At 75.3% G+C, this 11,754-nt stretch carries 11 protein-coding genes; 1 reads left to right on the top strand and 10 read right to left on the bottom strand.

Annotated elements, in window-relative coordinates; genetic code table 11:
- Nucleotides 1-20: 20 nt before the first annotated feature.
- Genes BZL64_RS27860 through BZL64_RS27815 form a run of 10 tightly spaced genes read right to left on the bottom strand, consistent with a single transcriptional unit; the run spans nucleotide 21 to nucleotide 10,459 of the window.
- A complete protein-coding gene (locus BZL64_RS27860; protein ID WP_086771937.1) occupies nucleotides 21-1,010 on the bottom strand; it encodes a glycosyltransferase family 9 protein in 990 nt (329 codons plus the stop codon).
- A complete protein-coding gene (gene rfaE2 / locus BZL64_RS27855; protein ID WP_086771936.1) occupies nucleotides 1,007-2,425 on the bottom strand; it encodes a D-glycero-beta-D-manno-heptose 1-phosphate adenylyltransferase in 1,419 nt (472 codons plus the stop codon). Before rfaE2 ends, BZL64_RS27860 begins: the two co-directional genes overlap by 4 nt.
- Entirely contained in the window at nucleotides 2,422-3,063 is a 642-nt protein-coding gene (locus BZL64_RS27850; RefSeq protein ID WP_086771935.1) for a D-sedoheptulose-7-phosphate isomerase, read from the bottom strand. Before BZL64_RS27850 ends, rfaE2 begins: the two co-directional genes overlap by 4 nt.
- A complete protein-coding gene (locus BZL64_RS27845) occupies nucleotides 3,060-4,295 on the bottom strand; it encodes a glycosyltransferase (protein ID WP_086771934.1) in 1,236 nt (411 codons plus the stop codon). Before BZL64_RS27845 ends, BZL64_RS27850 begins: the two co-directional genes overlap by 4 nt.
- A complete protein-coding gene (locus tag BZL64_RS27840) occupies nucleotides 4,292-5,254 on the bottom strand; it encodes a glycosyltransferase (RefSeq protein WP_086771933.1) in 963 nt (320 codons plus the stop codon). The genes BZL64_RS27845 and BZL64_RS27840 overlap by 4 nt, the downstream gene beginning before the upstream one ends.
- A complete protein-coding gene (locus BZL64_RS27835; protein WP_086771932.1) occupies nucleotides 5,251-6,258 on the bottom strand; it encodes a glycosyltransferase family 9 protein in 1,008 nt (335 codons plus the stop codon). Before BZL64_RS27835 ends, BZL64_RS27840 begins: the two co-directional genes overlap by 4 nt.
- The gene (locus BZL64_RS27830) at nucleotides 6,255-6,812 is read right to left on the bottom strand and encodes a D-glycero-alpha-D-manno-heptose-1,7-bisphosphate 7-phosphatase (RefSeq protein ID WP_086771931.1); all 558 of its coding nucleotides are present in this window, start codon (nucleotides 6,810-6,812) and stop codon (nucleotides 6,255-6,257) included. The genes BZL64_RS27835 and BZL64_RS27830 overlap by 4 nt, the downstream gene beginning before the upstream one ends.
- Nucleotides 6,809-7,804: a glycosyltransferase family 2 protein gene (locus BZL64_RS27825; RefSeq protein ID WP_086771930.1), complete on the bottom strand. Its 996-nt coding sequence runs from the start codon at nucleotides 7,802-7,804 to the stop codon at nucleotides 6,809-6,811. Before BZL64_RS27825 ends, BZL64_RS27830 begins: the two co-directional genes overlap by 4 nt.
- Complete coding sequence (locus tag BZL64_RS27820) at nucleotides 7,801-9,435, bottom strand: carbamoyltransferase family protein (RefSeq protein WP_086771929.1); 1,635 nt, start codon at nucleotides 9,433-9,435, stop codon at nucleotides 7,801-7,803. Before BZL64_RS27820 ends, BZL64_RS27825 begins: the two co-directional genes overlap by 4 nt.
- A gap of 34 nt (nucleotides 9,436-9,469) precedes the next feature.
- Nucleotides 9,470-10,459: an NAD-dependent epimerase/dehydratase family protein gene (locus tag BZL64_RS27815; RefSeq protein ID WP_086771928.1), complete on the bottom strand. Its 990-nt coding sequence runs from the start codon at nucleotides 10,457-10,459 to the stop codon at nucleotides 9,470-9,472.
- A 395-nt stretch (nucleotides 10,460-10,854) separates the two neighbouring features.
- Here BZL64_RS27815 and BZL64_RS27810 point away from each other — a divergent pair, with 395 nt between their 5' ends.
- On the top strand, nucleotides 10,855-11,418 hold the full coding sequence (locus BZL64_RS27810) for a hemerythrin domain-containing protein (RefSeq protein WP_086771938.1): 564 nt from the start codon (nucleotides 10,855-10,857) through the stop codon (nucleotides 11,416-11,418).
- The last annotated feature ends 336 nt before the right edge of the window (nucleotides 11,419-11,754 follow it).

Genomic DNA, 11,754 nt, shown 5'->3' with positions numbered 1-11,754 from the left:
CCGCGACCGTGATCCGGCCGTCAGGGGCGGGCTGAGGCGACACGCGTCGGCGCTCCCCTCTCCGCGGGTGTGCGACCACGGCGCAGCAGTGATCGCGCGGCGGCGACCGTCTCGTCGGCGTCGATGCCGAGCAGCCGGGGGTCGGGCAGGTCGCCGTGCGGGTCGCCGGGCGGACCCGGCTTCCACAGGGCGAGATGGCGCGGCGAACGCGGCGGGCCCCACAGGTGCGGCGCCACGGGCCCGAACAGGGTCACGGACGGCGTCGCGTGCGCCACGGCGAGATGCGCCGGCCCGGTGTCGCCGCTGACCAGCAGCGCGGCCTCCGCGACCAGCGCCGACAGCTCACCGAACGGCAGTCCGCCGCGCAGCACGTCCCGCTCGGGCAGGCCCGCACGTGCGGCGACGTCCAGCACCAGCGCGTCCTCTCCGGGACCGCCGGTGACGACGACCCGGTGGCCCTCGTCGCGCAGCGCCCGCGCCACGGCCGCGTAGCGCTCGGCGGGCCAGCGGCGGGCCGCCGACTCCGCTCCGGGGTGCACGACGACGGCCCCCGGCGCGGGTGACTCCCCGGCCGGCGACGGCAGCCGTACGTCGGCCGGGTCGGCCGGGATGCCGTAGTGGGTGAGGAAGCGGCACCACCGGTCGCGTTCGTGCTCGTCCGGCCGCCACCGGGGCGGGGGCGGATCGGGCTGGGCGAAGGCGAGCAGCCGGCCGGGGGAGAGGGCGGCGAGCGCGTCCCGGCTCTCCGGGCCCCTGCCGTGCAGGTCGATCGCGACCCGTGGCGGCGGTCCCGCCCAGTGCGTCAGCGCCGGCACACCGCGCCCCGGCGCAGCGGCCGGGAGGACCGTGTCCACCGCTCCGCTGGACAGCGCCGCCTCGCGCAGCGCCGGCGGCAGCGCCAGCACCACCTCGTGCCCGGGGAAGGCCCGGCGGACACCGCGCAGCGCGGGCACCCCGGCCAGCAGATCGCCCAGGCCCAGCGCGCGCAGTACCAGGACCCGAGGCGTCACCGGTGCCCCCGTCCGTGGGCCAGGCCCGCAGGCCGCGGGGACGACGCCGCCTTCTCGGCGATCCCGGTCGTGGAGCGGCCGTCCAGATAGGGGAAGAGGACGACCTGCCCGCCCCAGCTCTCCACGAGCGGGGCCTCCGGCAGCCGTTCCAGGGCGTAGTCGCCGCCCTTGGCCCAGATGTGGGGGCGCAGGTCGGCGAGCAGCCGCTCCGGGGTGTCCTCGTCGAACACGGCGACCGCGTCCACGCACTCCAGCGCGCGCAGCACCCTGATCCGGTCCGCGACCGGCACCAGGGGCCGCCCGCCGCCCTTGCGGCGGCGCACGGAGGCGTCCGAGTTCACGCACACCACCAGGCAGTCCCCGGTACGGCGGGCCGCCTGCAGCAGGGCCACATGGCCGGCGTGCAGCAGGTCGAAACAGCCACCGGCGGCCACGACGGTCCCGCCCGCGGCCCGTACCCGGGCGGCGGTGCGCAGGGCGTCGTCCGTCGGCTCGGCGTCGACCGCCGGGGGCGCCGGCACCGGCGGCGCGGACACGGCACGGGCACCGCCCTCGGCGACGTAGCGGGTCGCGGCGTGCACGGCTCCCCGGACGGCGGACTCGGTGAGTTCGCCGTCGGCCAGCAGCCCGGCCGCGGTCGCCGCGAACCGGTCCCCGGCACCGCAGGCGTCCCCGTCCGCCGTCACCGGCGACGGCACGAGCAGCGGTGTGTCGCCGTGCGACAGCAGCGCGCCCCGGCCGCCCAGCGTCACGGCCACCGAGGCCGCCCGCCAGGCCCGGACGAGCGTGTCCGCGTCGCGGGCCGCCGTCTGCAGGGCGCCCGCGCCCTCGGGCCGTTCGTCGCCCGCGAAGCCGCGCGCCTCGCTCGCCGACGGCGTGACCAGCCGCACCCCGGGCACCGGCCGCTCCCCGCGCGGATGCGGGTCCCACACGACGGGCACCCGGGCCGCCGCTGCCGCCAGTTCCTCCCGCAGCACCTCGGCGGTGCCGCGGCCGTAGTCGGCGACGAGGACGGCACCGGCCTCGGCGACCGCCCGGCGCGCCTCGTCGGTCGCCTCGCCGGCCCGGCCGTCCCCGTCGTCCAGCCGCAGCAGCGGGGTGCCCGCGGCGAGGACGCGGGTCTTGCTGGACAGATCACCGGTCAGCGGCAGCCGCACCAGCCGCACCCGGCCGCCCAGCGCCCGCACCAGACAGGCACTGGACTCGTCCTCGCCGAGGGCGGTCACCAGGGTGACGGGCCTGCCGTCGGCCGCGGCGAGCCAGGCCGCCAGGGCAGCGCCGCCCGGCCGGGTGACGCGCCGGGCCGCGCTGACCACCGGCACGGGCGCGTCCGGCGCCAGCCGCTCGGCCCGTCCGCACAGGTCGTGGTCGAGGAGGGCGTCCCCGACGACGAGCAGCGGGGCGGGGGAGCTCATACGCCGTCCCTCCCCGCCGGGTCCGCCCACCGGTCGACGCGCGGGCGCCGCCGCTCCACGGCCAGGCGCCGCTCCACGGTCCGGTCGAAGGCCTCGCACAGCATGTGCACGGCCACCAGGTGCAGTTCCTGCACCGTGGCGGACGTCGCCGCCTCCACGCACAGGGCCGCGTCGGCCGCGCCCTCCAGTGGGTTGGGCGCCGGCCCGGTCAGCGCCCAGACGGTCATGCCGAGGCGGGCGGCCTCCTTCGCCGCGACGAGCAGGTTCTCGCTGGCGCCGCTGGTGGACAGCAGCATCAGCACGTCCGCGTCCCGCCCATGGGCGGCGACCTGCCGGGCGAAGATCTCCTGCACGCCGTAGTCGTTGGCGATCGCCGTGGTGGAGGACGTGTCGGCGTGCAGGGCGAGCGCGGAGAACGGCGGGCGGTCGTCGCGGTAGCGGCCGACCAGTTCGGCGGTCAGGTGCTGCGCCTGTGCGGCGCTGCCGCCGTTGCCCGCGACCAGCAGCCGGGAGCCCGACCCGAGCCGGTCGGCGAGGGCGGCGCCCCACCGGTCGACCACGGGCGTGGCGTACTCGCGGAAGCCCGCGAGGGCCTTCATCAGGTCGTCGCAGTGAGTGACGTCGGTGGCGAGTTTCATCGGACGACTCCCGAGAGCGAGGGGACGGAGGAGACGGCGCCGTAGACCTGGGTCACCCCGTCGGCGACGCGGTCCCACGTGTACCGGGCGAGGACGCGGCGCCGGCCCGCGGCGCCGTACCGGGCGAGCCGGGCCGGGTCGTCGAGGAGGCCGCGGACCGTCGCGCTGAGGTCGTGGTCCTCGTCGGGCGGCACGAGGACGCCGGTGACGTCGTCGACGACCGTGTCGAGCTGGCCGCCGACGGCGGTGGCGACGACGGGCGCGCAGCAGGCCATGGCCTCGACGGGGACGATCCCGAACGGCTCGTAGCGGGGCAGTGAGAGCACCAGGTCGGCGCCGGACATGAGCTGGGGCATCCGGTCGGGGCTCACCCCGCCGAGGAGGGTGACCCGGTCGGCCACTCCGCAGTCCTCGGCGATCGCCCGCAGCCGCTCCGCCTCGGGTTCGGCGCCCAGCAGGGCGGGCTCGGGTCCGCCGGCGATGAGGAGTTCGGCGTCGGGGACACCGGCCAGGGCGCGGATCGCCCGGTCGAACCCCTTGCGGGGGACGAGCCGGCCCACCGAGAGCAGCCGACGGGGCGCCGCGGGGGACCGCCGGGCCGCGGCGACGGGCGCGAACCGCACCGGGTCGACCCCGCAGGGGACGACGGAGATACGGTCGCGCGGCAGCCCCATGGCGATCAGTTCCGTCACCTCGTCCTCGCAGGTGGCGATGATGCCGCCGCACTCCCGTCCCACCGCCGACTCGATCGCCAGGCGCTGAGGCGGGCTGGTGTCTGCGGCGCCCTGGTGACGCTTCTTCACGGTGCCGAGCGCGTGGTACGTCTGCACGACCGGCACTCCCAGGGCGCGCGCACCGGCCACCGCCGCCATTCCGGACATCCAGAAGTGCGCGTGCACCACGTCGGGCGGCTCGGTGGCCCACTCCTGCGCGAGCCAGGCGCCGAACTCCGGCATGTAGGGCAGGAGTTCGTCCTTGGGTATGGGGGCCGGAGGTCCGGCGGGCACATGAACCACCTTCACCCCGTCCGGTGTGGTGACCCGCTCCGGCAGACCGGGGTCGTCGCGGCGCGTGTACACGACGACCTCGTGGCCCCGCCGGGCCAGCTGTCCGGCGAGCTGGGCCACGTACACGTTCTGTCCGCCCGCGTCCGGGCCGCCGAGCTGGGCCAGGGGGCTGGCGTGCTCGGAGACCATGGCGACGCGGCCGGCGGTCGGGTGACTGGGGCTCATCGGGTGACCTCCTTGATCAGGCGTTCCCAGTCGTCGCGGAAACGCCGTTCTCCGTAGCGGGCCTGGACCGCGGCCCGGCCGGCCTCCCCTGTCGCGCGGGCGTACGCGGGGTCCGCGGCGAGGCGGCGGACGGCGTCCTCCAGCACGTCGAACCGGTTGGAGACCACCCCCGCCCCCTCGGGCACGGCCTCGCGGACCTCGGTGGTGTCCAGTGCCACCACGGGCATCCCCAGGAACATGGCCTCCAGGAGGGACAGCCCGAGCGACGTCCAGCGGATCGGGTGCAGGTAGAGACGGCAGTGGGCCATCGCCGGGTGCAGTTCGCCCTGCGGCAGGTCCCGGCTGCGGCAGCGGTCGGGCGGCAGCCCGAGGTGCTCGGCGAGTCCTTCGGTGCGCATGCCGAAGACGTCCAGCGGTGCCCAGCGGGCGAACCGGGGCAGCAGATCCGTTCCGGTGGTACGGCCGCGCCGCACGGGCTCGTTGACGACGACCGCGGCGCGGGCCTCCTCGCCGGTCCACAGCGGGCCCGGGTCGATGATGCCGTGCTCGATGACCGTCGTCGGTGCCCGGCCGTTGTCCCACATGAGCCGGTTGAAGTGGGTGACGTGCACGAGCGGTATGTCGGTCCGACCGGCGAGGGGATGGCGGGTGCCGACGGCACTCTCGTGCGGGCTGTTGTGCTCCACATACACGGCCGGGACGTCGATTCCGGGGCGCCGGCCGGTCCACGCGTGGGCCAGCTCCAGCTCCTGCGGGCGCTGCAGCACCATCAGGTCGATGTCCGCCTCACGCAGTTCGCCGGGCCCCGCCTCGCGGACCGTGTTCGGCCAGTCCCAGGTTCTGGCCCGGCCCAGCCCGTCCGGCCCGCGGTCCGCGGTCACCGGGACGAGGAAGGTGTACGGGCCCTGGACGAACGACGTCAGCCACGAGCCGTGCACATGCCAGACAAGAATGTTCATGCGTGCTCCTTGAGCAGTTTTCGCACCGCCTGCACCACGTCCTGGCCGGTGACCTCGTCCAGACAGGGATGGCCGGCCACCGGACAGTGCCGGGCCCTGCTGTCCGCGCACGGCGCCTTCTGGTCGCCGAGCAGCACACTCGGCACGCCGTACGGCCCCCAGCGCTCCGCCGGGACGACGGGCGCGAACAGGGACACCACCGGGGTGCCGACCGCCGCCGCCAGATGGGCGGGGCCGGTGTTGCCGCACACCACGACGTCGGCGGTGCGCAGCACGCCCGCCAGGGTGCGCGGCTCGGTCCTGCCGCCGAGGTCCACCGCCGTCCCCCCGCTGACCCGCCGGGTCAGGTCCGTCTCGTCGGGGCCGCCGGTGACGACGACCCGGTGACCGGCGTCGGCGAGCAGCGCGACGGCCTCGGCGCACCGTTCGGCACTCCAGGCGCGGGCGGGCGCACTGGCACCGGGGTGGACGACGACGTACGGGCCGTTGCCGGTCAGGGCGACGGTGTCCGGCGACGGCAGGACGCGCAGCCGCCCGTCGTCGCCGGGCGGCGGGGGGAAGCCCAGCGCGGCGGCGGTGTCGAGCGCCGCCTCGGCCTCGTGCCGGCCGGGCAGCCGCCGGTGCCGTACGTCGAGGAGGCTGCCGGGGTGGTCGACGCTGTCGGCGCCGATCCGGCCGATCCCGGCCAGCCGCAGCACCAGCGCGGTGGGCAGGGGGCTCTGGTGGAACGAGGTCAGGACGAGGGCCACGTCGAACGCGGCCTCGCTCAGCCGCCGCACCAGGTCGTCGACATCCCCCTTGCGCACCGGGGGCGGGTCCACGCCCTCCCACGGCGCCGACCACACCAGGACCTCGTCGACGCCGGGCAGCAGCCGGGCGGCCGGTTCGCCGCGTGGGCCGCACAGCATCGTCACGTGTCCGCCGTGTGCGGCGACCGCGCGGACGGCGGGCCCGGCGAGCAGGACGTCGCCGAAGCTGTCGAGCCGTACGACCAGTGCCTTCACAGCCGGCCTCCCCGCGTCTGCGCCAGCAGCCGGTTGACCGCCGTGAGCAGGTCGGGGGCGGTCGTGGGCGCAGACTCGACCTCCGCGGGCAGCGTCACCGCCGTCGGGATCAGCACACCCCGGGCGCCCGCGGCACGGGCGGCCAGCACGTCGGCCCCGATGTCGCCGATCACCACACAGTCCACGGGAGCCACGTCCAGGCGGCGGGCCGCCTCGATGACCAGTCCGGGACGCGGCTTGCGGCAGCCGCAGCCGTCGTCGGGCAGGTGCGGGCAGTACACCCAGGTGCCGAGACCGCCGAGCAGGGCGTCCACCCGCTCGTTGACCCTGCGGACGTCGGCGTCCGTGAGCAGTCCGCGGCCGATGCCCGACTGGTTGCTGACCACGCCCGTCGGGATGCCCTCGGACCGCAGCAGGTCCAGGGCCCGCTTCGCGCCGGGCAGCGGGCGCACCCGCTCGGGGTCGCCGTTGTAGGGCACGTCCTCGACGAGGGTGCCGTCGCGGTCGAAGAGGACGGCGGCGACCCGGACGCGGTCGGCGGTCCGCCGGCTCACGGCCGGCCTCCCATCGGCAGCGCGCGCCGATGGCGTACCAGGCCGTCCAGCCAGTGGCGCACCGCGAGCGGCGGGATGAGAACGCTGGTGACCGCCATGGTGACGACCTCGTCCCGGGTCCGCGGGCCGGGCAGGATCCGGGCCGCGGCGAACTCGGCCGTGCCCAGCAGCCACAGGGCTCCGGCCGCGGCGGCGGCCCGGCGCCGGCCGGCCTGCGCGCACAGGGACGCGGTCAGCGCGGCGGACGTCACCAGGACGTGCCGGGGAAGCCGTCCGCGGGGCGCCTCGGCGCGGGTCCACCAGTCGCGGCCGTGCAGCCGGGTCATCAGGACGTCGTCGGCGTTGCCCCGCTGGGCCCGCACGGACACCCACCGGTCGGCGGGCCGCACCGGATGCCGGGTCGTGCGCAGGCCGCGCCGCAGCGTCCAGCCCGCTTCCATGACGCGCAGCGCCAGGTCGGCGTCCTCCCTGAACGCCCGGCGGAACCGCTCGTCGAAGCCGCCCACCCCGGCCAGCGCGGCCGTCCGGTAGGCCATGTCCGCGGTCGCCCAGGCGGCCCGCTCCAGCCCGGCCGTGCCGCGTTCCCAGTCGGTGGGCCTGCGGTCCTCGGGGAGCGGGACGGTCAGCCGTCCCTGGCTGCCGCCGGTGTCCGGGCCGGCCGCGTCGAGGTCGTCGGCGAGCAGCCGCGACCACTTCGGCAGCACCCGCACGTCGTCGTCGAGGAACACCGTCCAGGGCGTGCCGACGGTGCGCCAGCCGGCGTTGCGGGCGGCGGCGGGCCCCCGCCCGCCGCTGCGCAGGGTGCGCACCCGCCCGCGCAGCATGCCGGCCGCCTCCAACGGCAGTTCCCCGGCGGGCTCGAGCCGGTCGTCGACCACGACGACCTCCTCGGGCGGACGGTCCGCCGCCGCGGCGAGGGCGCGCAGACAGTCCGCGAGACAGGGCCGCCCGATCGTCGGGATCACCACCGAGTAGGCGGGTGCGCCCGTCATGCGAACACCTTCTTCCGCCGCACCGCGAACGGACCCAGCGCGAGCAGGTCCACCGGCGCGGACCCGAAGCACTCCAGGGCGTCCCGCGGATCGTCGACCATCGGCCGGCCCGCCGTGTTCAGGCTGGTGTTGACCACCACCGGCAGCCCGGTCCGCCGCTCGAAGCCGTCGATCATCCGCGCCACCAGTGGCTCGGCCGCCCGGTCCACGGTCTGGATACGGGCCGTGCCGTCCACGTGGACCACGGCCGGGATCCGCTCCCGCCACTCGGCGGCGACCTCGTGCACGAACAGCATGTACGGGCTGGGCAGCGGCCCGTCGAACAGCTCCGGCGCCCGCTCCGCCAGCACCATCGGGGCCACCGGACGGAACTCCTCCCGCCCCTTCACCGCGTTGAGCCGCTCCAGGTTCTCCGCCCGCCCCGGATGCGCCAGCAGGGAACGATGGCCGAGCGCCCGCGGCCCGTACTCGCTGCGCCCCTGGAACCAGGCCACGACACCGTCACGAGCCAGTTCCTCCGCCACGGCCTCCGCGATGTCGGCCGGCTCCTCGTACGGGACGGCCGCCCGCTCCAGCCACTCGCGCAGCTCGGCGTCGCTCCAGCCGCGGCCGAGCGCTGCCGTCGGCATGGCCTCCACCGTCTCCTTCTGGTGGGCGACGTGCAGCGCGGCGCCCAGCGCCGTCCCGGCGTCACCGGCCGCGGGCTGCACCCAGACCCGCTCGAAGGGCCCCTCCCGGTGCAGCCGGGTGTTGGCCACGCAGTTCAGCGCCACCCCGCCCGCCAGTGTCAGCACATCCTCACCCGTGCGTTCGTGCAGCCACCGCACCAGGTCGAGCAGCACCTCCTCCAGGCAGGCCTGCGCGGCGGCCGCGAGGTCGGCGTGGTCCTGCGTCCAGGGAGCGCCCGCCGCGCGCGGCGGGACCAGCGAGGCCCACGGCACGGGACGGGCCCGGAATCCGCCCTCGCCGTCCGTGCCGACGTATTCGCGCAGCCGGTCGAGGAAGCGCGGGGTGCCGTACGAGGCGAGGGCCATGACCTTGAACTCGTCGCTGCTGCGCAGGAATCCCAGGTGCTGGGTGAGGTCCTCGTAGAAGAGGCCCATCGAGTCGGGCAGCGACTGCGAGCCCAGGACGGTGAGTTCACGGTTCGCGTAGCGGCCCGCGAGGTGGGAGCCGCACTCGCCGCGGCCGTCGAGCACGAGGACCGCGCAGTCGGGGTACGGGGACGCCTGCCCCGCCGAGGCGGCGTGGGCGACGTGGTGGGGGACGAAGCGGACCTTCGCCGGGTCGAGGCCGGGCAGCGCCTCGGCGAGGAACTCGGGGGCGCGGCGGGCGTACTCCTGCCGCAGGTGGTCCCAGGGGTCGTTCAGGCCGAGCCGGTCCGCCGGGCGCGCGAGGTCGGGATCGTAGGAGTAGGCGACCGCGTCCAGCTCGGACGGGGCGAGCCCGGCCTGCTCCAGGCACCAGCGGGCGGACAGTTCGGGCAGCTCCCAGGCGGAGAAGGGAACGGGACGTTTGCCGTGCTTGCGCCGGCTGAAGCGCTCCTCCTCCGTGGCCGCCACGATCCTGCCGTCCATGACGAGCGCGGCGGCGGGATCGTGGAAGAGGGCGTTGATTCCCAGTACGCGCATGCGATGCCTCCGTGGCGGGGGTGAGGGACGGGTCTCAGAGCTGCGGCTCCCGCGTCGGCTGGGTCGCGGCGAAGTAGGCGATCGTGTGCTTGATGCCTTCCTCCCACGGCACCCTCGGCGCCCAGCCCAGCAGCTCCCTGGCCAGCGTCGTGTCCGGCCGGCGCCGCTGCGGATCGTCGACGGGACGGTCGACGAACCCGATCCGTGAGCCTGACCCCGTCAGCTCCACCACCCGGCGCGCGATGTCACGGACCGTGACCTCGTCGGTCCCGCCGATGTTCACCGGCCGCACCGAGTGGCTCGCGGCCACCAGCAGCACCCCGTCGACCGTGTCGTCCACATAGCAGAGCGACCGCGTCTGCCCGCCGTCGCCCGCCACCGTGAGCGGCTCACCTGCCAGCGCCTGACATACGAAGGTGGGCACCGCACGCCCGTCGTGGGCCCGCATCCGCGGCCCGTACGTGTTGAACAGCCGGACGATGCCCGCGTCGGCCTCCCGAGCCCGCGCATGGGCCGTGACCAGCGCCTCCGAGAACCGCTTGGCCTCGTCGTACACGCTGCGCGGGCCGACCGGATTGACGTTGCCCCAGTAGTCCTCGCGCTGCGGATGCACCAGCGGATCGCCGTACACCTCGGACGTCGAGGCCAGCAGGAACCTGGCCCCGTCACGCTCCGCGACGGCCAGCATGTTGCGGGTGCCCAGACTGCCCACGTCGAGCGTCTCCAGCGGCAGCCGCAGATAGTCGGCGGGCGAGGCCGGACACGCGAAGTGCAGGACCAGGTCGTACGGCCCCTCCAGCCGCTCCGGGCAGTCCGCCGAGGACACGTCGCACTCGACGAACCGGAAACCGGGGTGGCCTTCGAGGTGGGCGATGTTCGCCCGTGAACCCGACACCAGGTTGTCCGCGCAGTCGACTTCGGCACCTGAAGCCAACAGGCGTTCGCACAGATGGCTGCCGAGGAACCCGGCGCCGCCGGTCACCACGGCACGACGCCAGGGCAGGCTGGGGGTCGCATCATTCATGGGACGTCCTTCGCTCGCGCCCGGAAACGCCTTCACGAGGTCGGCGCACTGATCCGGTGCGGCACGGGAGGGTGTGGAGAGGTGAAGGAGCAGGACGCGCGGACTGCTGCGCAGCAGCGCCGTCCTGGTCGGCCGCCGTTTTCCCGACGGCACTGGCTCTGAGTTCCCGTGCCAGTAGCTTTCACACGTTGATCCCTATTGTGCTCAGGCACCGACTGTCCCGCGACCGCTCCCCCAGCAACACCACCTGTACCGGCAGCACCACAGGCACCACAGGCATCCGGCAGGCGGCCGAGCCACCCCGGCGGACGCGGTGTCGGCCCGGCGGCGCGGGGCACCCGGAGTCCCGGCGGGCCCGTCCCGGGCCCGCCGTGCCGAGGCTGGAGGTGAAGGACATGGGTCATGGTGGGAACGTCATCGACGAACTGGTGACCGATCATCGTGAGGTCGAGGAGCTGTTCGGCAAGATCGAGGCGCTGCCGGCCGGCCACAAGGACCGCAAGATGTACGCCGACCAGGTCACGATGGAGCTGGTCAGGCACTCGGTGGCCGAGGAGGCCTACCTCTACCCGGCCGTCCGTGAACATGTGGCGGGCGGGGACGCGCTGGCCGACAAGGAGCTCGAGGACCACGCCAAGGCCGAACAGATCATGAAGGACCTGGAGAGCTGCGAGGCGGACGACCCGCAGTTCGACCGGCTCGTCGGCATGCTGATGACCGAGATCCGGGAGCACGTCGCCGACGAGGAGGGCAACCTCTTCCTGCGGCTGCGCTCGGCCTGCCCCCCGGACGCCCTCGACGACCTGGGCGACAAGGTCCGCATGGCGAAGAAGACCGCGCCGACGCGTCCCCACCCGTCCGCCCCGGACAAGCCGCCCGCCAACAAGATGCTGGCACCGGGGGTCGGCATGGTCGACCGGATGCGTGACGCGCTGAGCGGGCGCGGCAAGGAGGGCTGAGGCCCCGGGCACCTCGGGCCCCGTGCGGACGGGTCCGTCGCCGCCGGCGACGGGCCCGTCCGCATGCCATGAGCGCCCGCGAGCCCTGTGAGCAACCGCACTCGGCACGGCAAGTACCCGACCACCACACCCATTTGGGCAGGAGAAGGCACCTCGGCGGGGGCGGTCCGGCGACCACTCGCCCGTCCCGTCTGCCACGATGGTCCGCGCCGTAACCGATCAGGTGGAGTGGCCGCGCAGCGCAGCCGGCGTTCCCCGGTTCCGCCGCCCCGTGACCTCCCCTCGCACCCTCGGGTACCGCACTGTGACTTCCCCTTCCGTCCCCGCGCCCACCCC

It is taken from the genome of Streptomyces bobili (genome assembly GCF_002154575.1).
In the GTDB taxonomy this organism is placed as follows: Bacteria; Actinomycetota; Actinomycetes; order Streptomycetales; family Streptomycetaceae; genus Streptomyces; species Streptomyces bobili.
The sequence above is the reverse complement of the archived record's forward strand: the minus strand, read 5'-3'. Positions and strand labels throughout refer to the sequence as shown.

Coding starts and splice junctions, on each gene's coding strand:
- rfaE2 (WP_086771936.1), bottom strand. CDS start 2,425: ATGAGCTCCCCCGCCCCGCTGCTCGTCGTCGGGGACGCCCTCCTCGAC.
- BZL64_RS27850 (WP_086771935.1), bottom strand. CDS start 3,063: ATGAAACTCGCCACCGACGTCACTCACTGCGACGACCTGATGAAGGCC.
- BZL64_RS27845 (WP_086771934.1), bottom strand. CDS start 4,295: ATGAGCCCCAGTCACCCGACCGCCGGCCGCGTCGCCATGGTCTCCGAG.
- BZL64_RS27840 (WP_086771933.1), bottom strand. CDS start 5,254: ATGAACATTCTTGTCTGGCATGTGCACGGCTCGTGGCTGACGTCGTTC.
- BZL64_RS27825 (WP_086771930.1), bottom strand. CDS start 7,804: ATGACGGGCGCACCCGCCTACTCGGTGGTGATCCCGACGATCGGGCGG.
- BZL64_RS27820 (WP_086771929.1), bottom strand. CDS start 9,435: ATGCGCGTACTGGGAATCAACGCCCTCTTCCACGATCCCGCCGCCGCG.
- BZL64_RS27815 (WP_086771928.1), bottom strand. CDS start 10,459: ATGAATGATGCGACCCCCAGCCTGCCCTGGCGTCGTGCCGTGGTGACC.
- BZL64_RS27810 (WP_086771938.1), top strand. CDS start 10,855: ATGGGTCATGGTGGGAACGTCATCGACGAACTGGTGACCGATCATCGT.